Origin of the sequence: Volucribacter psittacicida (assembly GCF_004339025.1) — a bacterium.
In the GTDB taxonomy this organism is placed as follows: Bacteria; Pseudomonadota; Gammaproteobacteria; order Enterobacterales; family Pasteurellaceae; genus Volucribacter; species Volucribacter psittacicida.
Genome location: NZ_SMFT01000001.1, coordinates 161,879 through 186,850 on the forward strand (window position 1 = coordinate 161,879; position 24,972 = coordinate 186,850).

At 37.9% G+C, this 24,972-nt stretch carries 24 protein-coding genes; 10 read left to right on the plus strand and 14 right to left on the minus strand.

From position 1 onward, the window contains the following. Nucleotides 1-81: 81 nt before the first annotated feature. The 7 genes from EV694_RS00745 to pth form a co-directional block, all read right to left on the minus strand. Nucleotides 82-339 (minus strand): acyl carrier protein, encoded by a 258-nt coding sequence (locus EV694_RS00745; RefSeq protein WP_132687873.1) that lies wholly within the window; start codon nt 337-339, stop codon nt 82-84. Between the two features lie 9 nt (nt 340-348). Then, nucleotides 349-606: a phosphopantetheine-binding protein gene (locus EV694_RS00750; protein ID WP_132687875.1), complete on the minus strand. Its 258-nt coding sequence runs from the start codon at nt 604-606 to the stop codon at nt 349-351. Next, on the minus strand, nt 597-1,364 hold the full coding sequence (locus tag EV694_RS00755) for a lysophospholipid acyltransferase family protein (RefSeq protein WP_132687878.1): 768 nt from the start codon (nt 1,362-1,364) through the stop codon (nt 597-599). Before EV694_RS00755 ends, EV694_RS00750 begins: the two co-directional genes overlap by 10 nt. After that, nucleotides 1,349-2,086, minus strand: a complete 738-nt coding sequence (locus tag EV694_RS00760) for a beta-ketoacyl synthase chain length factor (protein WP_132687880.1) — start codon at nt 2,084-2,086, stop codon at nt 1,349-1,351. The genes EV694_RS00755 and EV694_RS00760 overlap by 16 nt, the downstream gene beginning before the upstream one ends. A gap of 251 nt (nt 2,087-2,337) precedes the next feature. Then, nucleotides 2,338-3,672: an anaerobic C4-dicarboxylate transporter gene (locus tag EV694_RS00765; RefSeq protein WP_132687883.1), complete on the minus strand. Its 1,335-nt coding sequence runs from the start codon at nt 3,670-3,672 to the stop codon at nt 2,338-2,340. A 244-nt stretch (nt 3,673-3,916) separates the two neighbouring features. Beyond that, on the minus strand, nt 3,917-5,008 hold the full coding sequence (gene ychF, locus EV694_RS00770; RefSeq protein WP_132687885.1) for a redox-regulated ATPase YchF: 1,092 nt from the start codon (nt 5,006-5,008) through the stop codon (nt 3,917-3,919). 33 nt (nt 5,009-5,041) lie between these two features. Next, a complete protein-coding gene (gene pth, locus EV694_RS00775; protein ID WP_132687888.1) occupies nt 5,042-5,629 on the minus strand; it encodes an aminoacyl-tRNA hydrolase in 588 nt (195 codons plus the stop codon). Between the two features lie 172 nt (nt 5,630-5,801). On the opposite strand from pth, the gene EV694_RS00780 reads away from it, so the two are divergent. The 5 genes from EV694_RS00780 (at nt 5,802) to EV694_RS00800 (ending at nt 10,563) form a co-directional block, all read left to right on the plus strand. Then, the gene (locus EV694_RS00780) at nt 5,802-6,236 is read left to right on the plus strand and encodes a type II toxin-antitoxin system RatA family toxin (RefSeq protein WP_132689159.1); all 435 of its coding nucleotides are present in this window, start codon (nt 5,802-5,804) and stop codon (nt 6,234-6,236) included. Then, the gene (locus EV694_RS00785) at nt 6,229-6,570 is read left to right on the plus strand and encodes an RnfH family protein (protein WP_132687891.1); all 342 of its coding nucleotides are present in this window, start codon (nt 6,229-6,231) and stop codon (nt 6,568-6,570) included. The genes EV694_RS00780 and EV694_RS00785 overlap by 8 nt, the downstream gene beginning before the upstream one ends. A 21-nt stretch (nt 6,571-6,591) precedes the next feature. Continuing rightward, entirely contained in the window at nt 6,592-7,788 is a 1,197-nt protein-coding gene (locus EV694_RS00790) for a ribosomal protein uL16 3-hydroxylase (RefSeq protein ID WP_132687894.1), read from the plus strand. Beyond that, nucleotides 7,781-9,115 carry an exodeoxyribonuclease VII large subunit gene (xseA, locus tag EV694_RS00795; protein WP_132687897.1) on the plus strand — a complete coding sequence of 445 codons (1,335 nt, stop codon included), beginning with the start codon at nt 7,781-7,783 and terminating at the stop codon, nt 9,113-9,115. The genes EV694_RS00790 and xseA overlap by 8 nt, the downstream gene beginning before the upstream one ends. A gap of 152 nt (nt 9,116-9,267) precedes the next feature. Further along, a complete protein-coding gene (locus tag EV694_RS00800; RefSeq protein ID WP_132687899.1) occupies nt 9,268-10,563 on the plus strand; it encodes a YkvI family membrane protein in 1,296 nt (431 codons plus the stop codon). A gap of 24 nt (nt 10,564-10,587) precedes the next feature. On the opposite strand, the gene birA is transcribed toward EV694_RS00800, so the two are convergent. Continuing rightward, nucleotides 10,588-11,358, minus strand: a complete 771-nt coding sequence (gene birA / locus EV694_RS00805; protein ID WP_132687902.1) for a bifunctional biotin--[acetyl-CoA-carboxylase] ligase/biotin operon repressor BirA — start codon at nt 11,356-11,358, stop codon at nt 10,588-10,590. A gap of 57 nt (nt 11,359-11,415) precedes the next feature. Then, complete coding sequence (gene tesB, locus EV694_RS00810) at nt 11,416-12,282, minus strand: acyl-CoA thioesterase II (protein ID WP_132687904.1); 867 nt, start codon at nt 12,280-12,282, stop codon at nt 11,416-11,418. A gap of 287 nt (nt 12,283-12,569) precedes the next feature. On the opposite strand from tesB, the gene EV694_RS00815 reads away from it, so the two are divergent. From EV694_RS00815 to mreD, 3 genes are all read left to right on the plus strand, one after another. Further along, nucleotides 12,570-13,625 carry a rod shape-determining protein gene (locus tag EV694_RS00815; protein ID WP_132687907.1) on the plus strand — a complete coding sequence of 352 codons (1,056 nt, stop codon included), beginning with the start codon at nt 12,570-12,572 and terminating at the stop codon, nt 13,623-13,625. 67 nt (nt 13,626-13,692) lie between these two features. Beyond that, nucleotides 13,693-14,751, plus strand: a complete 1,059-nt coding sequence (gene mreC / locus EV694_RS00820; protein WP_132687909.1) for a rod shape-determining protein MreC — start codon at nt 13,693-13,695, stop codon at nt 14,749-14,751. Continuing rightward, nucleotides 14,751-15,239: a rod shape-determining protein MreD gene (mreD, locus tag EV694_RS00825; RefSeq protein ID WP_132687911.1), complete on the plus strand. Its 489-nt coding sequence runs from the start codon at nt 14,751-14,753 to the stop codon at nt 15,237-15,239. The genes mreC and mreD overlap by 1 nt, the downstream gene beginning before the upstream one ends. Nucleotides 15,240-15,271: 32 nt before the next feature. Here the strand turns inward: mreD and EV694_RS00830 are convergent, their stop codons facing one another. The 3 genes from EV694_RS00830 to cueR all read right to left on the minus strand — a co-directional run bounded on the left by EV694_RS00830 (nt 15,272) and on the right by cueR (nt 19,643). Next, nucleotides 15,272-17,923, minus strand: coding sequence for a PqiB family protein (locus EV694_RS00830; RefSeq protein WP_132687913.1), 2,652 nt, complete (start codon nt 17,921-17,923; stop codon nt 15,272-15,274). Further along, nucleotides 17,895-19,172 carry a paraquat-inducible protein A gene (locus tag EV694_RS00835; protein WP_132687916.1) on the minus strand — a complete coding sequence of 426 codons (1,278 nt, stop codon included), beginning with the start codon at nt 19,170-19,172 and terminating at the stop codon, nt 17,895-17,897. Before EV694_RS00835 ends, EV694_RS00830 begins: the two co-directional genes overlap by 29 nt. Nucleotides 19,173-19,244: 72 nt before the next feature. Further along, nucleotides 19,245-19,643, minus strand: coding sequence for a Cu(I)-responsive transcriptional regulator (gene cueR / locus EV694_RS00840; protein ID WP_132687918.1), 399 nt, complete (start codon nt 19,641-19,643; stop codon nt 19,245-19,247). Between the two features lie 182 nt (nt 19,644-19,825). Here cueR and EV694_RS00845 point away from each other — a divergent pair, with 182 nt between their 5' ends. Next, the gene (locus EV694_RS00845) at nt 19,826-22,306 is read left to right on the plus strand and encodes a copper-translocating P-type ATPase (protein ID WP_132687920.1); all 2,481 of its coding nucleotides are present in this window, start codon (nt 19,826-19,828) and stop codon (nt 22,304-22,306) included. A gap of 190 nt (nt 22,307-22,496) precedes the next feature. On the opposite strand, the gene ribA is transcribed toward EV694_RS00845, so the two are convergent. Then, nucleotides 22,497-23,159, minus strand: coding sequence for a GTP cyclohydrolase II (gene ribA / locus EV694_RS00850; RefSeq protein WP_132687922.1), 663 nt, complete (start codon nt 23,157-23,159; stop codon nt 22,497-22,499). Nucleotides 23,160-23,379: 220 nt separating this feature from the next. Between ribA and nagK the strand changes: the two genes are divergently transcribed. After that, on the plus strand, nt 23,380-24,294 hold the full coding sequence (gene nagK / locus EV694_RS00855) for an N-acetylglucosamine kinase (protein ID WP_132687925.1): 915 nt from the start codon (nt 23,380-23,382) through the stop codon (nt 24,292-24,294). A 121-nt stretch (nt 24,295-24,415) separates the two neighbouring features. Here the strand turns inward: nagK and orn are convergent, their stop codons facing one another. Then, nucleotides 24,416-24,961 carry an oligoribonuclease gene (gene orn / locus EV694_RS00860; RefSeq protein ID WP_132687927.1) on the minus strand — a complete coding sequence of 182 codons (546 nt, stop codon included), beginning with the start codon at nt 24,959-24,961 and terminating at the stop codon, nt 24,416-24,418. Nucleotides 24,962-24,972: the final 11 nt, after the last annotated feature.

The window sequence follows — 24,972 nt, forward strand, 5'->3', positions numbered from 1 at the left end:
ATGCTCTACCATACGATTTGTATTGTATTCGGTATATTGTCCGAGTTGTTTTATGGAACGACTATAATTTATAGATGAAGCCTATTGTTGGGAAGTTTTTTGGCTAATTTTCAATACCGCTTGTACGACATCATTAACAGTACGTACGTTACGAAAATCTTCGGCTTGTAATTTATGCCCTGTTTTCCGTTTGATATAATCAATTAAATCAATGGCATCAATGCTATCAATTTCTAAATCTTCGTATAAATGGGTTGTAGGCGTAATTTTATTGGGATCAATTTCAAATAATTGATGTAATGCCTCAGTCAGTAAGGTTTGAATTTGTTGTTCAGTCATATATTCTCCTTAACATTGATGTGAACGGATAAAGTTTGCTAATGTGGTAACGCTAGTAAAATGATTTCTCAATTCTTGTTGTTCGCTTTCTAATTGGAAATTAAATTTTTTTTGAATGGCTAAACCGAGTTCTAGTGCATCAACAGAATCTAATCCTAGTCCTTCTTGACTAAATAATGGTATATCATTTTCAATCTCATCAATATGAATATCCTCAAGAGCAAGGCTATCAATAATCAGTTGTTTAAGTTGCTGTTCTAGTTCCATTTGTTATTATCCTTAGTTGTGGAGTTAAAATAATCTTCTAAATGTTTGGTTAAGCGGCGTGAAGCCATTGGGATTGATGCGTCTTTTAACCATTGTTGTGGATCAATATCTTCACCAACAATAAATTGATAACACATTTTTTGTGGTGGGATTTTATACCAAGGCTGTCCTTTTTTTAAGGCTAAGGGCGACATTTTTATTACCACAGGTGTAATGGTTTTTGCACTACGCAAGCCAATAGATACCGCACCACGATTTAATTTTACCACATTATCCCAACCTGTTCTTGTTCCTTCGGGAAATAATAATAAGGCTTGTTGTTGTAAAACCCGATCACAGTCATCTAATAATTCTAAAGATTGGTTATTAGGTAAAAAACCACAGGCTAAAATTTGATTACGCATTGTAGGATTATTTAGTAAATCCTGTTTAACGATACAGTTTAATTCAGGTTTTTGCGATAGAATTAAGACCACATCTAAGAGTGATGGGTGGTTAGCGATAACTAATTGTCCTGCTTGCCCTAAGCGTTCAAATCCCACATATTTTACTTCCAACACGCCCGACCATTGGAGATAACGAATAAAATAAAGCCAAATTTTACCCACGATTTTTCTTATTTTTAAATGGTTAGCGAAATCAGTTCTTTTAGCATAGGGATAGAGTAGAAGTTGGGATAATGCCCCAGCAATTCCCCAAAATAAAAAAGCGAATCCTGTGGCAATTAAACGTTGTAAATAATTTATTTTCTTTCCCATAGCCAATGCCCCCCTTGACCGCTCGGTGCTTGCCATTGATCCACCACTAAGTGATGATTTCTTACCCATAATAAGGCATTATCCATATTGATTTTATTGGTTAAAGGAGTATTGATTAAACTAAGCCGATAATCATTGCCTTGCTCAACAATAAAGCTCAAAGCATAACCAAAGGGTTGACGATAAACGGGTTGAGGATTATATTTGTCGGATAATGGGGATTCGGCAAGTACCACTAATACTTGTTTTGCCCCTTCTTGTAATAATAAATAAGCCTCTAATAAAGCAATTTCTAGGCTATCAATTCTGACGGAAATTGCGGTTGTTTCGGTTTTAACTTGACGTAACTCTGACCATTGTCCTACTAAAGCATTATGTACCGATAAACTAAAGGATGTGGGCGAAACATCACCTTGTTGTAAAAGCGATTGCCATAATTCAAAATTACGCGTGATTTCACCATTAGTTGAGGCATAAACCACAGGAATATTGGCATTGTCTTCCAGTAAATTCCATACGGAATCAATAAATAAACGAGCAGAGCCACTTAGCCTACGCCGTTTTAATGGCGGTAAAAAATTTAAGGTAGGTGAGGTTTTTTCTAATCCTTGATACCAATGATTAAGATCTTCAGTTATCCAATCTTCAACGGATAATGTATGATCGGTGGCAATATGCCATTTGGCAAGATTAAAATGAAATTGGCAAATAGTATTATTCATCAGTAATATTTAAATAAAGTATTGATAATGCTGTCAGTTGGTCTTTGTAAATCCACTTTTTTACTAGTAAATGTTATTATAATTGGCTAATAGCTTGAATACTAGATCATAATGCGGATAAGTCCATTTATTTTAAATTGAAACGAATATAAAAGATTATAGTAACAGATAATCTTGTGATGAATGATTAGGAATGAGAAATGTCCTAAAGATAAAAAAGAAGTCCTCAGACTTCTTTTTTCATTAATGAATTATAAGAATAGGTTAGAGAATAACAACCCAAAGATTAAACAAAATACCATACTTAATAATCCTGGTATCATAAAGCTATGGTTAAAGATAAATTTACCGATCTTTGTGGTACCTGTGGTATCAAAATCAATGGTCGCAATGATTGGACCATAATTTGGAATAAAGAAATAACCATTTACAGCAACGAAAACCCCAATTAATACCGCAGGTGGAATACCGATAGCGATGGCAAGCGGGAATAGCGTTGCTACAGTTGCCCCTTGGCTATTGACTAAAATAGAAAGCACAAATAATGCTAAGGCGAAAGTCCAAGGTGCGGTTTCTACCAAGCTAGAAACAATATCTTTGATTTCACTAATATGTGCTTGAATTAAGGTGTCGCCTAGCCAAGCAATACCTAAAATAGCAATAACCGCACGCATTCCTGCATGGAAAACCGATCCTTTGGTAATGGCATTACTATCAGGTTTACAAAATAGAATAATTAATGCACCAACGGATAGCATAATGATCTCAATAGTATGTGCCATACCCATAGGTTTACTTACTGTAACGCCATTGACGACTTCGCTAAAGTGAGGACGCAATGATGGCACTGCCCCCATTAATACCACTAATAATGATCCAAATAAGAAAAGACCTAAAGAGATTTTTGCTTGTTTGGTAATATGAATATCTTGGTAGGTATTAGAATGGCTACTGAGATCATATTCAGGATTGTTCAAACGGCGTTGGTATTCAGGATCATCTTTAAGTTCTTTTCCCATTTTATTAACAAAAATACAGGCAATGCCAATACCAAGAATGGTTGAAGGAATGGTTACCATTAATACATCACCAAGATGAATGCCTTGCGGTTCAAGATAAGCAACCACTGCAACTACCGCCGCTGCGATTGGGCTTGCAACAATAGCAAATTGAGAAGCAATGACCGCCATAGATAATGGACGCTCAGGACGAATGCCATTATGTCGGCTTACTTCAGCAATCACAGGAAGCACAGAATAAGCAACGTGGCCTGTGCCTGCTAATACCGTAAATAACCAAGTTACTGCAGGTGCCATAAAAGTAATATATTTAGGATTTTTACGCAGAATATTGCTGGCGATTTTGATCATATAATCTAATCCTCCCGCCGCTTGCATGGCCGCCGCCGCAGAAACCACTGCCATAATCATAAACATCACATCAATAGGCAGGCCTGCTGGTTTTAAGCCAAAACCAAAGGAAAGGATAGCGAGCCCCAAGCCGCCAAATACCCCTAGACCAATACCGCCAATGCGTGCACCAACGAGGATACACAATAAGACGATAGCAATTTCAATAATAAACATAAAATATTCCTGTTGATAGGTTAAAAAGTACTAAGGTGGGTAATTATATAGATAAATTGTTAGACTGTAAGTAATTCTGTTAATTTTCTTGTGATTTTTGCGTTTGATTAGTTATTTTTTCTAATTTATGGTTTATTATTAGATAATTTTTAATTGTAGGTGTTTATACATTTTATATTTTGGTCTATTATAACAAAAAACAACCAACCCAAAGGGTTGGTTGTTTTACAACTAAAATTTTTATTTACACATTAAAACGGAAGTGCATAACATCGCCGTCTTGTACAATGTAGTCTTTACCTTCTAAACGCCATTTTCCAGCTTCTTTTGCGCCATTTTCGCCTTTGTATTGGATAAAATCTTGATAGGCAATGACTTCTGCACGGATAAACCCTTTTTCAAAATCTGTATGAATAACGGAAGCCGCTTTGGGGGCGGTTGCACCGATGGAGACTGTCCAGGCGCGTACTTCTTTAACTCCTGCCGTAAAATAGGTTTGTAGGTTCAAGAGTTTATAACCTGCACGAATAACGCGGTTTAAGCCCGGCTCTTCTAGCCCTAATTCTTGTAAGAACTCTGTTTTTTCTTCCTCTTCTAATTCAGCAATTTCTGCTTCAATTGCCGCACATACTGGTACAACAACCGCCCCTTCTTTTTCGGCAATCTCTTTTACTCGTTCAAGATAAGGATTATTGTCAAAACCATCTTCATTTACATTGGCAATGTACATAGTTGGTTTTAAGGTAAGAAAATTATAGCTTTTAATGGCTTGTAGTTCTTCTTTATCTAAACCAATAGAGCGAATCATTCCTGCGTTTTCTAACACCGGTAGGATTTTTTCCATAATGGCTAGTTCAAATTTTGCCTCTTTATCACCACCTTTCGCTCGTTTAGTTAAGCGTTGAATCGCTTTTTCACAACTTTCTAAATCTGCTAAAGCTAATTCGGTGTTAATGGTGTCAATATCTTCAACAGGATCAATTTTACCTGCTACATGCACAATATCATCATTTTCAAAACAACGTACTACGTGTCCAATAGCATCAGTTTCACGAATATTGGCGAGAAATTTATTACCAAGCCCTTCGCCTTTACTTGCCCCAGCCACTAACCCTGCAATATCCACAAATTCCATCGTGGTAGGTAAGATGCGTTCAGGTTTGACAATTTCAGCGAGGGCTTGTAGGCGAGGATCAGGCATAGGCACGACTCCCGTATTGGGTTCAATCGTACAAAACGGATAATTTGCCGCTTCTATGCCAGCTTTGGTTAATGCATTAAAAAGTGTGGATTTACCAACATTTGGTAACCCAACAATACCACATTTAAATCCCATAATGTTTCCTTTCGTTAATAAAAATAGTTTAGTTTAATTTGCTTTAAAGGCGTTTAATTGATTTGTTGCTTTTACAATACCTTGTTTAAACAATAAATCGATGGACTTCACCGCTTGTTGTAATGCTTGATCAATGAAAGCGCGATCATTGGGGGAAGGTTTGCTTAGCACATAAGGTGCGACCAATTCCTTGCTTCCTGGGTGTCCGATGCCTATACGCAAACGGTAAAAATTCTTGTTATTGGCTAATTGGGCGATACTATCACGCAAACCATTATGTCCGCCATGTCCACCACCTTGTTTGATTTTTGCTACCCCAACAGGTAAATCTAATTCATCGTGTGCAATTAAAATTTGTTCAGGTTTGATACGGTAAAAATTTGCTAATGCTGAAACCGCTTTACCACTTAAATTCATAAATGTAGTGGGGACTAAAAAGCGTACTTCTTCGCCATTCAATAAGGTGCGGGCTGTTTTTCCAAAAAATTTTGCCTCAGGTTTTAATTGAAAACCGAATTGTTTTGCTAAGCCTTCAATGAACCATTCGCCTGCATTATGTCTTGTTTCCGCATATTTTTCGCCAGGATTACCTAATCCAACAATTAATTTAATTTCAGCCATATTTGATTTTGTTAGCATTTACCATAAAAAATAAACGGCTATTGTAGCTGAAAAGAAAAAATGGCTCAATCATTACAAATTGAGGATAAAATCTTGTTTAACAAGATAGCCCTTAATTTCTCCCCAAGTTTTGCATATAATAATGAAAAATATTTTATTAGATAAAAACAAAATGCCACAAATTACAACCTCTGCCTTAGTGCCTTATAGCTGTCAACAAATGTATCAATTAGTTAATGATTATGCTCGCTACCCTGAATTTGTGCCAGGCTGTATTGCGACTCGTTCCATTTGGCAGCAAGATAATGAACTTATTGGTGAATTAACTATCAGTAAAGCAGGCATACAACATAGCTTTTCTACCCGTAATCGTTTAATGCCTTATCGTGCGATCCAAATGCAACTGGTGGAGGGGCCTTTTAAACATTTGCAAGGGGAATGGCGTTTTGATGAAATTGATGAACAAAGCTGTCAAATTCGTTTAAATTTGACCTTTGAGTTTGCTAATCCTTTCATTTCTTTTGCTTTTGGCAAAATTTTCACTGAGTTAAATCAACGTATGATCAATGCCTTTAAACAACGTGCCAAAGAGGTTTATGATGTCTAAAATTCAGATTGAATTGGCTTACGCATTGCCTGATCGTTATTATTTAAAAACTTTGCAAGTGGAGAGTGGAACAACCATTCAACATGCAATTTTGCAGTCAGGTATTTTACAACAGTACACCGATATTGATTTACGCCAAAACAAAATTGGTATTTTTAGCCGTCCAGCTAAATTAACGGATATTGTCAATGCAGGGGATCGGATTGAAATTTATCGTCCTTTATTAGCCGATCCAAAGGAAATTCGGCGTAAACGTGCGGAACAACAGAAAGAAGCCGAAAAATTAAAACGCCAAAGTGAAAAAGCACAGAAAAATCCGTCGCCAACCCATTAAACAAGAAATAAGGAATAGGCTATGCAACATTGTTTACCCAAAGAGATTACCGTAGAACGTTTTTTAACCGAATATTGGCAAAAAAAGCCGTTAGTGATTCGCCAAGGTTTACCTGAAATTGTGGGATTATTTGAACCACAAGAGATTATTGAGTTGGCACAACAAGAGGAGGTTACAGCTCGTTTATTACAACAACATCAAGCGGATCATTGGAGTTTTAAAGCCAGCCCACTTTCTGCTCAAGACTTTACTCAGCTTGCGGAAAAATGGTCGGTGTTAGTACAAAATATGGAACAATGGTCAACAGAATTAGGGGAATTATGGCAAAAATTTAGCTTTATTCCGCAATGGCAACGTGATGATATTATGGTGTCTTATGCCCCTAAAGGGGGATCAGTGGGAAAACATTATGATGAATATGATGTTTTTTTGGTGCAAGGTTATGGGCATCGCCGTTGGCAATTAGGTAAATGGTGTGATCCAAGTACAGAATTTAAGCCAAACCAACCTATTCGTATTTTTGATGATATGGGAGAATTAGTGCTTGATGAAGTGATGGCGCCAGGCGATGTTTTATATGTGCCTTCGCGTATGGCGCATTATGGTGTAGCGCAAGATGATTGCTTAACCTTTTCCTTTGGTTTGCGTTACCCTAATATGGCGGAGTTAATAGAAAATATCAATCAACAGCTTTGCCAAGATAATCCTGACTTGGCGTTAAGCGAGGCACATATTCCTTTTCGTTTAAGCCCTCAACCACAGGCTACGGGAGAATTAGCCCCACAAGATATTCAACATATTAAACAATTATTCTTAGACAGATTGGCAAATTCATCACAATTTGATCACCTCTTTCAACAAGCCTTAGCCACAACAGTATCTTCACGTCGCTATGATCTATTAGTCAGTGAAGAAGTCAATATGCCTGAAGAAGTGGGCGAAATCTTACAACAACAAGGCTGGCTAAGCCAAGACAATAATTGCAAATTAATTTATACCCAACAGCCTTTAAGAATTTATGCCAATGGAGAATGGATTGATGAACTCAATCCTTTAGAAAGTCAGCTATTAAAACGCCTTGCTGATGGCGAGTCTATTTATTGGCAGGATATTCAAGCCTTATTAGCCCCTATTCAAGAAAAAGAAGATACCTTGGCGTTATTATTAGATAGCATTTGTAATTGGTTAGATGACGGCTGGGTGTTATTAAATGAATAATCATATTTACTCCGTAAGCCAACTTAATCAAGCAGCACGTTTATCATTGGAACAATTAGGGCTTGTTTGGTTAAGTGGCGAGATCTCAAATTTTACTCAGCCAGTTTCTGGACATTGGTATTTGACGCTCAAAGATGAAAATGCTCAGGTGCGATGTGCAATGTTTAGAATGAAAAATGTACGTGTGGGCTTTCGTCCACAAAACGGTATGCAAGTGTTAGTGCGAGCGGGTGTCAGCCTTTATGAACCGAGAGGCGATTATCAACTTATTCTTGAAAGTATGCAACCTGCAGGGGCAGGGTTATTGCAACAGCAATTTGATGCCCTAAAAATGAAATTAGCTAGCGAAGGATTATTTGCTCAAAATCTCAAGAAAAATCTACCGCACTTTAGTCGTAAAGTGGGAATTATTACCTCGCCTACGGGAGCGGCTTTACAGGATATTTTACAGATTTTGGCTCGTCGTGATCCAAGCCTCGCTGTCGTTATTTATCCCACCGCAGTGCAAGGCGAAGATGCTAGTGCAGAAATTGTGCAAATGATTGAGCTTGCCAATCAACGCCAAGAAGTGGACGTATTAATAGTAGGACGAGGCGGCGGATCATTAGAAGATCTAAATTGTTTTAATCAAGAAAATGTGGCAAGAGCCATTTTTCGTTCCGTTATTCCTATTATCAGTGCCGTTGGGCATGAAACTGATATTACCATTGCTGATTTCGTTGCGGATGTACGAGCACCTACCCCCTCAGCGGCAGCGGAATTAGTGAGCCGAGATCAAAAAGAATTGCATCAGCAAATCTTATATCAACAACAACGCCTAGAAATGGCAATAGATCGGATTTTTCAGCATAAAAATCAACAAGTAAAGCAATTATTATTACGCTTGCAAGCCCAGCATCCCCTCAATCAATTACAGCAACAAAATAAGCAAATCCAACAATTACAACATCGGCTACAATTTGCCTTGAAACAACAATATGAAAAAAAATATCAAAAACTGACCGCACTTTGTTCACGTTTACAACAAAATCCCTTACCTCATCAATTAAAACGGCAGCAACAATCTCTTTATCAATGGCAGGAACGCTTACAATTTGCCATAAAAAAATATTACCAACAGCAACAATATCATTTTGCTAAACTTACTGGACAACTTGATCATCTTAGCCCATTAAAAGTGCTACAACGAGGCTATTCCGTTACACAGAATATGGATAATATACCCCTGACACATATTGATCAAATTCAACAAAATCAACAGGTTAAAACCCAGTTAGCCGATGGCTATTTTTTCAGCCAAATTACCGAATTACATAAGCAAACATAGAGATAAAAAATTCATTAATTTAATCAATAACTTGCAATGCTTATAAAATTAATCTAGTATATTCCGCTATCCTTAATGGGTAACTTTAGTATTTTATGCTAAAAATAACTATGATTTAGTATATTTATTTTGGAACGGAGAATTTTTGAATTATGTTTAAACAATCAATTAGCATTGCATTAGCGATTGTTGGTTTAATTGTCGGTGCAGGCTTTGCCTCAGGACAAGAAGTATTACAATATTTTATCGCCTTTGGTGCCGAAGGGATTTGGGCAGCATTGATTACGGCAATTATTATGAGTATTGCGGTTTTTACCATTGTTCAACTGGGAAGTTATTTTGGTGCGGACGAACATACCGCCGTATTTGATAGTGTCGCACACCCGGTTATTTCTAAAATTTTTGATTTTATTGTGGTGTTTGCCTTATTTTGTATCGGTTTTGTGATGTTCGCAGGGGCAGGAGCAAACCTCAATCAACAATGGGATCTGCCTAATTGGGTAGGCTCAACGATTATGCTTGGCTTAGTGCTAGTCTGTGGTTTGCTTAATGTGGATAAAGTATCACGAGTGATTGGGGCGATTACCCCATTTGTCATCGTTGCGGTTATTTTTGCGGCAGTAATTTCTTTTATGCAAATTGAGCAACCTTTTGCCTATTATGAACAAATTGCACAAACTGTTAGACCAGCGTTACCGAATCCTTGGATTACCGTGATTAATTATGTTGGTCTTGCTTTAGTGCTTGCCGTCTCAATGATGATTGTGATTGGTGGTAACCAACTTAACCCTCGTATCGCTGGTATTGGTGGGCTTGCAGGCGGTTGTTTATTTGGTTTTCTTCTTGTAACCTCTACATTAGCCTTATTTTTTGAAGTGGAAAATATCAAAGACAGCGATATGCCAATGCTAACTTTGATTAACAATGTTAATCCTATTTTAGGTGTTATTATGGCATTGATTATCTACGGTATGATTTTTAACACCGCAATCGGATTATTTTATGCCTTAGGTAAACGTTTAAGCACAAATAAACCACAACGCTTTTACCCTTATTTTGTCATCACCTGTTTAGCGGGTTTTGCCTTCAGTTTCTTAGGATTTAGAACCCTAGTAAGCTATGTTTATCCAGTGCTTGGTTATGCAGGAGCCTTCCTTATTATCTGTTTAATGGTCGCATGGTTTAAAGATCGTGCAGTCATTAAGAAAGAAATTTGGCGTCGTAATCGTATTCGTGAATTAGTAAATTTAAAATTACACCCAGAAGAAGAATTTACTAAAAAAGATGCTGCCGAATTAGATTTTCGTGTGAATAATTCTAATTTAGATAATGATGAACTCGCTGAACAAGTTCACCAAGAAGTCGCACAAGAATTAGTCAATGATGATAGTGTTGATTTCGATAAAAAAGATGCCAAAAAAGCACTTAAAGAATATCAAAATTCTTAATCTGATTAAGCCAGCGTTGCTGGCTTATTTTTTTCGCAAAGATACCTCACCGCCATTAAATAAAAGGCATTGCTGATCCTCAGTTATTAGCTGTAAACGTCCTTGTAAATCAATACCATTAGCCATACCAATAATTTCCTTTTGTTCTGTGATGACTTTTACTTCTTGATCAAAATAAGCATCAAAATCTTGCCATTGTTGTTGTAAATGCGGTGTGATGCCATACTGTTCAAAGTCATTTAAATATTGCTCAATACATTTTATCAATACCACGATAAGTGAATTTCGATCAGGCTGTTCAAGTATTTCATTCAAATTTGCCCAAGGCTGATCAATCTGTTGTTGTGTGGGTAAACAAACATTGATCCCAACCCCAATAACAAGGTGCCATAAATTCTTATCATTTGACTTAGCTAACTCAATTAAAATGCCACCGAGTTTACGCTGTTGAAATAATAAATCATTAGGCCATTTTAATTGAATAGCCGCACCTTGTTGTTGCAAACAATCCGCAATGGCAAGCCCAACGACGGTGCTCAATCCTGCAATATCGCGTTGAATGGGCAAAGTCCAATATAAACTCATAATAATTTGACAACCCAAAGGCGAGTGCCATTGTCGCCCACGCCGCCCACGCCCTGCGGTTTGTTGTTCCGCTAAACAAATGGTGCCTTTGCTTAATTGTTTAATATGTTCAAGCAAATATTGGTTGGTTGAACTAATTTGTTTATATATAACAATATGACGAGGTAATAATTTCTTTGTTAAATAATTCGTATCAAGTTTCTGCATCATTAAAAGTATAGTTTATATGAAAATAGAAAAGAGTTGGTTTTTTAAAGTTGATTTAAATTAACTTGCTTGTTGATAACGAATAAGCCCCTCTTGCTGGGTTGTGGCGATTAAACGCCCTTGCTGATCAAAGATTTGCCCTCGACTTAGCCCTCTTGCACCACAAGCATTATTACTTTCAATGGCGTGTAATAACCAATGGTTGAGATCAAATGGACGATGAAACCAAATAGCATGATCAATGGTTGCCACTTTCATTCCAGCTTCCAAAAATCCTTTACCATGAGGTTGTAATGCGGTTAACAGGCAATGAAAATCGGAAAAATAAGCCAGTAAACATTGTTGAATTTTTTGCTCTAAAGGGGCTTGACCATTGGCTTTAAACCAAGCAAATTGTTCTGCTGGCATAATATTCCCTTTAAAAGGGTTATTCATATATTTAGTACGAATATCAAAAGGACGCTCAGCGGTAAATTTTGAGCGAATTGGTTCTGGGATTAGAGGTGCGAGTTGCTGTAATAATGCATTTTCAGAGGTTAAGGCTTCTGGTGGCTCAACATTTGGCATCGTAGATTGGTGTTCAAATCCCTGTTCTGGGGTTTGAAATGAGGTGGTGATATGACAAATTGCTTGATTATGTTGAATGGCTTTTACTCGCAAGGCGGTAAAATTATGCCCTTCTCTTAGGGTTTCTACATCGTAGATAATGGGATATTGGCTATCGCCAGGGGCAAGAAAATAGGCGTGGCAAGAATGTAAGATTCTATTTTGTGGAGCAACTTGCATAGCGGCTGATAAGGCTTGTGCAACCACTTGACCGCCAAAAACTTGGCGCAAACCAAGATCTTGGCTTGCACCACGAAATAAGAAATCATCAATTTTTTCTAATTTTAATAAGCCAATGAGATTATCTAATACAACTGACATTGAGTTTTCTCCTAAATAATGAAGATTAGGTTTGCCTTGATTATAATTTATTTTTTACAGCATTTTACAGAGAAAAATCATAAATTTTTCTGTTATAAATAGTGATTTTTTGGTAAATTGTGTGCCAATTTTTGATGTATAGTCGTTTGGTTTTAAAATAATACCTTATTGGCACGCTTCACTGTACTTTTTTACTGTTTTCAGGTGTCGCTTTGCTTTGTTTTAAATTGAAACGGCTATAAATATGCCAGTATTTATTAGTTTAATCATTTATTTTTAATGGGCTTATTATGTTTAAAAAAATTCGTGGTTTATTTTCAAATGATCTTTCTATTGATTTAGGAACAGCTAACACATTAATTTATGTAAAAGGTCAAGGTATTGTTTTAGATGAACCTTCTGTGGTGGCAATTCGCCAAGATCGTGTGGGCTCGTTAAAAAGTATTGCGGCGGTAGGGAAAGAAGCGAAGATGATGTTAGGGCGTACACCAAAAAGTATTGTGGCAATTCGCCCAATGAAAGATGGTGTGATTGCCGATTTTTTTGTAACAGAGAAAATGTTGCAATATTTCATTAAACAAGTGCATAGTAGTAATTTTATGCGTCCAAGCCCTCGGGTTTTAGTTTGTGTACCCGCTGGGGCAACGCAGGTGGAACGCCGTGCCATCAAGGAATCAGCTATTGGGGCAGGCGCAAGAGAGGTTTATTTGATTGAAGAACCTATGGCTGCAGCTATTGGGGCTAAATTGCCTGTATCAACGGCAACGGGTTCTATGGTAATTGATATTGGTGGTGGTACAACCGAAGTCGCAGTTATTTCTTTAAATGGTGTGGTTTATTCGTCTTCTGTACGTATCGGTGGTGATCGTTTTGATGAAGCCATTATTGCTTATGTTCGCCGTACTTTTGGCTCTTCCATTGGGGAAGCCACAGCGGAGCGGATTAAAAAAGAGCTGGGGTCAGCCTATTTACAAGATGATGATGAAATCCTTGAAATGGAAGTTCATGGGCATAATTTATCGGAAGGCGCGCCAAGAACATTTAAATTAACCTCACGTGATGTATTAGAAGCCATTCAACAACCTTTAAATGGCATTGTTACTGCGGTACGTACTGCATTAGAACAATGTCCACCAGAATTGGCGGCGGATATTTTTGAGCGTGGTATGGTGCTAACAGGGGGCGGGGCATTATTACGCAATATTGATATTTTATTATCTAAAGAATCTGGCGTGCCAGTGATTATTGCTGAAGATCCATTAACCTGTGTAGCACGAGGAGGCGGTGAAGCATTAGAAATGATCGATATGCATGGTGGCGATATTTTTAGTGATGAACTGTAATTTAACAAGGTAAGTAAAAAAGTGCGGTAAAACTGACCGCACTTTTTGTATTTTAAATGGATAGCTTATGAAACCTATTTTTGCCAAAGCACCACCATTAGGTCTTCGATTGGCACTTGCTGTGCTAGCCTCTATCGCATTGATGATTTCTGATGGGCAAAATCATACCATGATAAAAGCGCGAACAGTGATGGAAACGGCGGTTGAAGGTTTGTATTATTTGGCAAACTCTCCTCGTTCTGTCCTTGATGAAGTGTCCGATAATTTGGTGGATACTTCCAAATTACAAATAGAAAATCGTATTTTACGCCAACAGTTGCGTGAAAAAAATGCAGAACTATTATTATTGGATCAATTAAAGGTTGAAAACCAACGGTTACGTTTATTACTTAATTCACCACTACGACAAGATGAATATAAGAAAATTGCGGAAGTTTTAACCGCAGAAACCGATGTTTATCGTCAGCAAGTTGTGATTAACCAAGGAGAAAGTGACGGGGTTTATGTTGGGCAACCCGTTATTGATGAAAAAGGTGTTGTAGGACAAGTGATTTCAGTGGGAACCAATACTAGCCGAGTTTTGCTCGTTACTGATGTGACTCATGGTATTCCTTTACAAGTATTAAGGAATGATGTGCGAGTTATTGCCACAGGAACAGGGCGTAATGATGAATTAATGTTAGAAAATGTCCCGAGAAGTGTTGATATTCAAAAAGGTGATTTATTAGTTACCTCAGGCTTAGGGGGACGTTTCCCAGAAGGTTACCCAGTAGGAACAGTGAATAGCATTTCTCGTAGTGGACAAAATTATTTTGCCACCGTCACAGTTAAACCACTTGCCTCATTAGAACGATTACGTTATGTCTTATTGTTATGGCCAACCAATGAAGATTTACGCAAAGCGAATGCCTTATCGCCAGAAGAAGTACGTAATGCAGTACGCCAACGTTTTTCCCAGCAAAAAGAGAAAATCCAAGATAATAATGAAAATAAACAAAATTTGGATCAACAGGTTGAACCTGAACCAAATGATATGGTTGAACCGCCTGAATTTGAAAATGTGCCGATAAATGTAGAAGAAAACCTACCCTTTGATAGCTTGAATCAAACCACAGGAGAGCAATAATGAAAGGAAATCTTATTTTGCAATGGGCAATTTTGCTCAGTATTTTTATTATCGCACTCACATTAGAAATTATGCCTTGGCCAACAAGTTTGCAAAGTTTTCGCCCTGCTTGGCTGATTATGGTGCTCACTTATTGGGCAATGGCAACGCCCAATAAAATTAGCATTGGGAGTGCTTTTATCTTAGGCGTTTTATGGGATCTTATACTCGGCTCTAATTTAGGCGTTCATGCTTTAATTCTTTCTGTTTTTACTTATCTTATTAGTGCCAATCACTTGATTTTACGCAATCTTTCCCTTTGGCAACAGAGCTTATTAATGATCCTTTTTGTCATCCTGATACGTTTCGGTATTTTTTTTATTGAATTATTTTTACATACCGCCGTATTTAATTGGCAAGAAATATTTGGCGCAATAGTCAGTGGTTTATTATGGCCTTGGTTGTTTTTGTTGTTGCGTAAGATTCGTCGGAAACTCTATATAAAATAGGGCTTTTAAGCCCTAATTTATTTAATTTATTCTCAAGGCATTACCGCCTGATTCCATTCTCTTGCTTGTTCTGGGCGTTGTTGTCTTAGCAGGAAGCGTTGATTGGCTTTTGCTTCGGGTTGAACTACTGTGCCAGATGGGGTGGAGAAGGATATTCCGCCCTTGAGTAGCTGTTGAATGGAACCCGTATTAAATTCTGCACCTTGCCAGCCAAGTTCAAAGTTATAGCCTGATGCTAGCCAAAATTCAGAGTTTTGGCGGACTAAATAGCGGTGCTTGTTGCTAATTAAAATATGAATTAACACACGATCGCCTTGTTTGTTAATTTCAATATTTTGTATTATACCCACTTCAACACCTCGGTATAATATTGGTGCACCTTCAGTGAGGTTCATAGCATTTGAGGCTTCTAATATTAATGGAAAGCCATTATTATATTTGCTTGCCGTTGGTGTATTTTGCCAAAGTGTAAATTCTGTTTTTCGCCCGCCAGATCCTGCTTCAATATCAATATAAGGACGTAATAGGCTATCTAAGTTTTCAATACCTCCTGCGGAGATTTGTGGGGAAATAATTTTAAATTTACTGTTTTCTCTTGCCACAAGATCTAAATATTCTGGTTGAATCAAGGCTTTAGCCACAATACGTTTATTTTTCTGGCTAAAATCCACTTGAGAAATTTCACCAATGGTTAATCCCATATATTTTAAACTCATACCTTTACCAAGATTACTCGCATTATCTGTGATTAAGGTAATTTCTTGCCCTGCTGAGCGTGCTGATAAGGCGTTAGCATAAAGGGTTTGCTGAGCGAGAGGTTGAGCAAAATTATCAAAGCTAATAGCCCCTTTTAATGCTCGCCCTAGTGGAGAGGCCTGGACGCTAATACCATTAGGGGTAATATCTACTTGAGTTGGGCTTTCTACCCAAAAACGGCTTTTATTGGTTAATAAATGACGATATTTTGGATAAATCCATACATCTACCTCAAAATGCTTTGAGGTTGGACGAATATCAAGGACTTTACCCACCTCATATTGGCGATATAACAGGATTGAATCCGCACTAATATTAGGCAATGCAGATGTTGTTAATGTAATGCTTGGAGTTAACCGATTACCTGTCATTTCCATTTCAGCATAGCTTTGATTTTTATATAAAGGATAACTTGTTAGTGCAGTTCCCTGTTTTGCCTGTCCTTTTATTAAACGTATGCCACCCTCTAGCCATTTACTTGGTGAGGCAGCTTCTACTTTTAATCCATCTAATCCAAGGGAAATATCAAGGTTTGAGCTGGCAATAAACTTACTGTCTTTCACCACTAAATGACGATATTCCGCAGCAATGGCTATTTGGAATTGAACTTGCTCAACATCAATATGACGTTTTACCACTTCGCCAATAACAATATCATTATAATAAATAGGTTGGCTTTCATCGATACCATAACTTTCTGGTGCCGTTAAGGTGAGTAATAGGGTATTAGGTCTTTTCAGCAATAATTCAGATTGTTTGATCACGTCAAAATCGTATTTTGCTTTACCTTCACCTGGGATAATTTCAAAGGAACGACCTTTAAATAAATCATCAAGGTTGGCTAAATCTGCAAGCCCTATTTTTTTATCTCTTAGTACAATTTCACTATTTTCCCGTAATAAATTTGCCATATTAGGATCAATAAGTAATGTTCCTTCAATACGGTTTTGATCCGCTTCATCTTCATTAATTTTTAATTCAGATAATAATCCCACTGGCATATTTTGATAAAACACGAGGGTTTTATTAGCTTCTAAACCTGTAATATTTGGTAAATTCACATTTACACTAATTCCTCGTTTAGCCGCTTGTAAATTCGGATACAAGGTATATTGTTGATTAGCTTGTGCCTCAGGGCTTTCAGTTGGCGAATCAAAGGAAATAGCACCTTGTACAACGGCATTTAAACTGTCCACATTAACGGATAAACCCGCTAGGCTAAGATCCGCTTGAATACCACTAATATTCCAAAAACGGCTATCTTTTTTCACCAAGTTGGCATAATTTTTTTCAATGACCACATCAATTTCAACCTTTTGTTGATCTTGTGTTAAGCGATAATCATAAATTTTTCCTACGGGCATTTTTTTGAAATAAACGGAGGCGCCTGCCGAAATTGAGCCAAGATCTTCGGCGATTAAATGGATAAGTAAATCGCCTTGATGAACTTCGGCAATAGGCCCCTCATTCTCGGCGATAAATTGGTCGGCAGGTTCGCCATCACCGGGTTGTAAGGTAATGTAGTTTCCAGAAACTAAAGCATCTAAGCCCGAGATGCCCGCTAGAGAAGCACTAGGTTGCACAATCCAAAATTTGGTGTGCTCCCGTAAAATTGAGCGAGCCTCAGGATAAATATTGGCGGTAACTTCAACGTGTTTTAAGTCATCGGCAAAATTTACCTTTTTCACTTCGCCAATTTGTAAACCTTGGTAACGGACTTGGGTTTTTCCAGCCACTAATCCATCGCCATTATTAAAAATAATGGTAATCGTTGTCCCTTGTTCTTTAATAATTTGAAAGAAGAGGGTTGCTCCAATAAATAATGCGATAATAGGTAATAACCAAAATGGCGATATACGTTTAATTTGACGAATATAGGCATTTTGATATGGTTGAGGATCATTTTTTTCTGTGTGTTTGTTTGTCATAAATTTTCCAAAGTAAACGACTATCAAAAAGTGAAGTTGAAATCATAGTGAGAAAAACGGCAATGCCAAAATAAAGTGCCGCTGGCCCGACAGAAAAACTAATGATTTGTCCTCTTGACACTAAGGACATCATTAAAGAAAGCACAAATAAATCCAGCATAGACCAACGCCCCACAAAATGGACGATATGTAATAATCTCATCTGCCATTTTATGGAATGTGTCCATTCAAAATGGACGCTACAAAGTAGATAAAGCAAAATAATAATTTTGCCTATAGGTACAAAAATACTCGCCGTAAAAACCACAAAAGCCACAAAATAACTGCCCATATCAATAAAGGAAATCACACCTGACATTAAGGTATCAGAAGATGGCGCACCGTTGAGATAGACTGTTGATATGGGTAACAAATTGGCAGGAATAAGCATAATCAATCCAGCAATAAGGGTTGCCCAAGTCCCTTGTAAAATTAAATTTTTATCCATAACAGTAGATTGATGACAACGGGGACAAATTTCTCGCTTTTTACGATCAAAACTCGGCTGATTAAAACTGTATTCACAGTGATGACAAAAGTGCGGTGGTTTTTTTAAACAAATTTCTTCGAGTTGCGGTTGTTGTGGATAAAAGTCATTCCAAAGGGCTTTTGTATCAATTTTGATAAATAATAATGTGGTCAACAATGCCATAAAAACAAATGCGATTAAATAAATATCCATTTCTAAGCTGGCATATTCTCGTACTTTAAAGGCGGCAACCCCTAATGAAACCAAATAAACATCTAACATTACCCAAGGTTTAATATGGTTAATGGTTAATAATAGATTACGCGGTTTTATTTTTAATAATTGAGCAAGGCGTAACATAATGACTAATAAAGCAAAAAAGAGGGGCATAACCACAGCACAAATAAAAACTAAGAATGCTGTATAGGGATAATGTTCTGTTGCCATTTTCCATACGCCGCCCCAAACTGAGGCTTGTACCGATACCCCCAATAAATCTATGCTTAATAATGGAAAGGTTAAGGCAAAAGGCATTAAGATCAATATGGATAAAGCAATAATGGCACAACGGCGTAAATCCCAATGATTTCCTGTTGCTAAAGTATGCTGACAACGTGGGCATAAGGCACGTTGCTGCTTGTTGAGATGTTGAGGTACAGTAACAAGGGCATCACATTCACCGCAATGGGTAAAATGTTGCTTATTTTCCGTCGCAAAATGTGATTGTGTTAATGCTCCCATAACTCAAGATTAAGATAAGTGATATAAAAGCACTAAGTATATGATCAAATCATTGACTTGGCTAGATGATCTTTATGGCGAAGAAGAACAAGCTAAGCCTTCAATAATTGGACAATATTCATCATTATTGCCAGGACATTGTTCGGCTAATTGTTGGAGATAATCTTTCATTTGGTTTAGATGTTGGATTTGTTGTTCAATATCCGCGATTTTTTGTAACGTATATTGCTTGACTTCCGCACTACGGCGTTTGGGATTGCGATAAAGCTGTAATAATTGTTTGGCTTCTGTTAGAGAAAACCCCACTGTTCTTGCTTGATGTAATAAACGTAACTCAGCAATATGTTGTTGTTGATATTGGCGATAGCCATTACTGGCACGAGAAGGGGCAGTAATTAAGCCTTTTTCCTCATAAAAACGGATTGCTTTAGGACTAAGCTGAGTGAGTTTAGCCACTTGAGTAATATTCATATAAAAAACTTGACCTTAACCTTAGGGGAGGGTTTATCTTATACCAAGATTATAACTGTTTCAATTTATCGTCTTCCCACTTTAAAATGATACAGCCTTGGTATGCCTCGGTCGTACCCTTTCATTTTAAATTGAAAGGGCTATAAAGAGGGACGGCGATACAAAAAGAGAAAGGAGTTTTTATGCCAATTATTCAACTTAATTTAACGGGCTTGTCTTGTGGACATTGTGTAAAAGCGGTCAAAAAAATCCTTGAGGAAATTGAGGGGGTTGAGCAAGCAGAGGTAACGCTGACTTCCGCAAAAGTCACTGGTCATGTTGATCCTCAGTTATTAATTGATGCGATTACGCAACAAGATTATGGGGCATCAATCTCAGGAGAAGAAAACGCAAAGGATAATCTACTACCTCATGATACTGTTTTGATAAATTCTGATCCAAGGGTAGTAGAGCAAGATAAGGATCAGGTTTATTTATTGTTAAGCGGGCTTAATTGCGCGGCTTGTGTGCTTAAGGTACAAAAAGCCTTAGAAGCGGTAGCACAAGTCTCATCTGTTCAAATTAATTTGGCAGAACAAACCGCATTGATCCAAGGAAATGCAAAGGCAGAACAGCTTATTCAAGCGGTGCAGCAAGCGGGTTATGGTGCAGAATGTATTGAAAATGAGCAAATAAGACGAGAAAAACAGCAACGCCAAGCACAACAAGAAATAACAAAAAGAAAATCCCAAGCTATTGTTGCCCTTGTGTTAGGGGGGGGATTAATGCTTTGGGGATTATTGACTGGCGAAATGGCATTGACGGCGGAGAATCGTGTTTTTTGGTTCATTATCGCCATTATCACTTTCGCCGTAATGATTTATGCTGGCGGTCATTTTTATTGGCGTGCTTATCAAGCCTTAACCCATAAAACCGCCACAATGGATACCTTAGTTGCACTGGGAACAGGGACAGCTTGGCTATATTCATTGATGATTGTTCTCAAACCAGAATGGTTTCCAGCAGATAGCCGCCATCTTTATTTTGAAGCCAGTGCGATGATCATTGGTTTAATCAATTTGGGAAAAATGTTGGAAACGAGAGCGAAACAACATTCCTCAAAAGCCCTTGAACAATTAATTGATTTAACCCCAAAAACTGCTCGTGTATTGCTTGATAACCAAGAGCAAATCTTACCCTTAGAACAAGTTGTGCCAGGAATGAAATTGCGAGTGTTAACAGGCGATCGCATTGCGGTAGATGGCATTGTACAACAAGGAACATTATGGGTTGATGAATCTATGTTAACGGGCGAACCGCTCGCCGTAGAAAAACAGCAAGGCGATAAAGTGTCGGCAGGAACAATGGTTAATGATGGAAGTGCGGTCATTTTGGCGCAAGAAATTGGTCATCGTACCAAATTAGCCAATATCATCAAATTAGTGCGGAAAGCACAAAGTAGTAAGCCACAAATAGGGCAATTAGCTGATAAAATAGCCAGTATTTTTGTACCTACGGTGCTAGTCATCGCCATACTTACCGCCATACTCTGGTATTTTGTTTATCCTGATTATGCGTTAGTTACATTCACAACCGTATTGATTATTGCTTGTCCTTGTGCTTTAGGATTGGCGACACCTATGTCAATTATTGCAGGAATAGGGCGAGCAGCGGAATGGGGGATTTTAATCAGAGATGCAGATGCCTTACAAAAAGCAGCAAGTGTTGATACCCTTGTTTTTGATAAAACAGGCACTTTAACACAAGGTATGCCTCGTGTTACCGCAGTATATTGTAGTCCTGATTTTCAACAACATAAGGCAATCCAATTAGCAGCAAGTTTAGAGCAATCCGCTAATCATCCTTTAGCTAAAGCCATATTGAGGTTTGCCGAAGAAAATCAACAGCCCTTATTGCCTGTTGAGCATTTCACAACCCTAAAAGGATTGGGAGTAAAAGGCCAAGTCGCACAGCATACTTTATTGCTAGGTAATGAAAAATTATTGCAACAACATCATATTTCAACGGAAATTGCCCAAGATTTTATTGCTCAACAACAAGCACAAGGTGCAACGGTAGTTTTTCTCAGTGTAGATCAAACGCTGGTTGTATTGTTTGCCATAGCGGATCCCCTAAGAGAAGACAGCAAAGTGGCGATAAAACGTTTACATCAGCAAGGTTATCATTTAATTATGCTAACAGGTGATCAAGAAAAAACAGCACAAGCGATTGCACAACAGCTCGGCTTGGATCAGGTTATTGCAGGCGTATTACCAGAACAAAAAGCCCAACATATCCAACAGCTACAACAACAGGGGCATCAAGTTTTAATGGTCGGTGATGGTATTAATGACGCCCCCGCTTTAGCTCAAGCCAATGTGAGTATGGCAATGGGAGGAGGCAGTGATATTGCCATTGAAACCGCAGAAATAACCCTAATGCGTCCTAGTATGAATGCCGTAGCGGATAGTTTAGCTTTAGCAAAAGGCACATTACGTAATATGAAACAAAATTTATTTGGTGCTTTTATTTACAATAGCTTAGGCATACCCATTGCCGCTGGCATTTTATATCCCTTCTTTGGTATTTTATTAAATCCAATGCTAGCAGGGCTTGCCATGGCATTATCCTCAATTACTGTTGCGACCAATGCTAATCGTTTGGTTAAGTTTAAAGTGGATTAGAGGAATAAAAAAAGGCAAAAATACTACCGCCCTTTTTTAAATTAGACCGTGTTGGCACGCCTCGCCGTACTCTTTGTACTGTATTCGGCGTGCTGACTTGTCTTATATCAAATTGAAACGACTATAATGGAACTAATTATAGTTAATTAAAAACTACTTATTCCTGTTAGGAATTGAGCAGAATTATTTGTTATTTTTGTTTAATTTTTGGAATTTCTTCCTGACAATAAGGGCAATTTAATAAATGTTGTTGCTGATTATGCACAATAAAATGCCCCATTTTTTTGGCTTTGGTGTCTAAATATTGGGTATTGTAACGATTTTCCCCCACATTTAACGGCACACGTTCTACCACATTAATGCCCGCTTGTTTCATGGTTTCAATTTTTTCAGGATTATTGGTCAGCAAGCGTACCGCTTTTACCCCCAATAGCTCAAAAATATCAGCGCAAACAGAAAAATTACGCTCATCAGCGGCAAAGCCCAAGGCTAAATTTGCCTCAATGGTATCCATACCCTGATCTTGCAAAGCATAAGCTCGGATTTTATTGATAATCCCGATCCCACGTCCTTCTTCTCGATGATAAATTAATACGCCACGCCCTTCTTCACTAATTTGCCGTAAAGCGGTTTCTAGCTGAAAACCACAATCACATTTTAAGCTATATAGGGTATCGCCCGTTAAACATTCCGAATGAATACGAGCAAGGACAGGTTGCTCAGGATTACTAATATCGCCATAAACTAAAGCAATATGTTCTTTTTTGGTATCAGGAAACTCAAAGCCCACAATGCGAAAAAGCCCAAACTCAGTGGGTAAATTCGCTTCAGTAACACGTTGTATTTTGGTCATTATTTATCCTATTTTTTAATTGTTTGTCATTTGTTTGATAAACGATAAAAGAAATTTAGCCATTATATACCTTAGTGATTTACTCTTGTTATTTTTTCTTATGCTTTTTTCTATATTTAAGTATTCTGTTAAATCTATTATTAAAATGAAGGCAAAAAACAATGTAATTTATATAAAGTGCGGTTAAAATAGCAAAAATTTTTTAGTTTGAGGTGAGTTTATGCTATACGGTTTAGATATTGGCGGTACGAAAATTGAATTAGCGGTGTTTAATCAACAGCTAGAAAAACAACACAGTGAACGTATTGAAACCCCTAAAGAAGATTATGAACAATGGCTAAGGGCGATAGTGGAATTAGTAAAGAAAGCGGATCGGCAATTTGCTTGCCAAGGTTCGGTGGGGCTAGGTATTCCGGGCTTTGTTAATCACACAACGGGCTTGGCTGAAATTACCAATATTCGTGCGGCGGATAATCGCCCTATCTTAAAAGATTTAGCGGAACGTTTAGAGCGAGAAGTGCGGGCAGAAAATGATGCAAATTGCTTTGCCCTTTCTGAGGCTTGGGATCCTGATAATCAGCAATATCCTTTTGTGTTAGGTTTGATCCTAGGCACTGGCTTTGGTGGCGGTTTAGTGTTTAATGGCAAAATTCATTCTGGGCAAACAGGTATGGCAGGGGAGTTGGGGCATTTACAGCTAAATTATCATGCCTTGAAATTATTAGGCTGGGATAAAGCCCCGATTTATCAGTGTGGTTGTGGTAATGTGGCTTGCTTGGATAATTATTTATCAGGGCGTGGTTTTGAAATGTTGTATCGTGATTTCGTCGGCGAACCTTTATCGGCAAAACAAATTATTCAACATTTCTACCAAGGGCAACAAAGTGCGGTGGATTTTGTGAAAATTTTTATTGAGCTAGCGGCAATTTCCTTAGGCAATATTATTACCGCACTTGATCCTAATGTTATTGTGCTAGGCGGTGGCTTATCTAATTTTGATTATTTATATCAAGCTCTACCCAAAGCCTTACCCCCTCATTTAATGCGTAGTGCCAATGTGCCGTTAATTAAAAAAGCCAAACACGGCGATTCAGGTGGCGTGCGAGGTGCAGCGGCGTTGTTTTTGGTGGATTGATGGATTTTATAATCGCTTTACTTTAAATTATACAGCGAGCGTTAGTACGCTTCGCTGTACTCTTTGTTCTGTATTCGGACTGTCGCCTTGTCTTATTTAAATTGAAAGGATGATAAAAGAGCTATAATTTAATAAAATTCTGCCGATAATACGCCAATTCTGCGATAGACTCACGAATATCATCAAGGGCGAGATGGGTATTTTTTTTGCTAAAACCTGCGAGGATTTCTGGTTTCCAGCGGCTGGCTAATTCTTTTAAGGTACTGACATCTAAGTGGCGATAATGGAAATAATCGGCGAGATCAGGCATATATTGGTAAAGAAAGCGTTTATCTTGGGCGACACTGTTACCACAAATCGGAGAGCAACCTTTAGGTACCCATTTTTTAAGAAAATCAAGGGTTTGTAGTTCGGCGGCTCGCTCATTAAGTTTACTTTGTTTTACACGCTCAATTAAGCCGTTGGCGCTATGCGTCTTTACACACCATTCACTCATGGCATTGAGCAAGCTATCAGGTTGATGAATAGCAAGGACAGGACCTTCCGCTAAAATATTCAGATCTTTGTCGGTCACGATGGTGGCAATTTCAATAATGCGTTCTTTGTTGGGATCAAGCCCTGTCATTTCCAGATCAATCCAGATTAGGTTTTGTTTATCTTGTAACATAGTGTATCCTT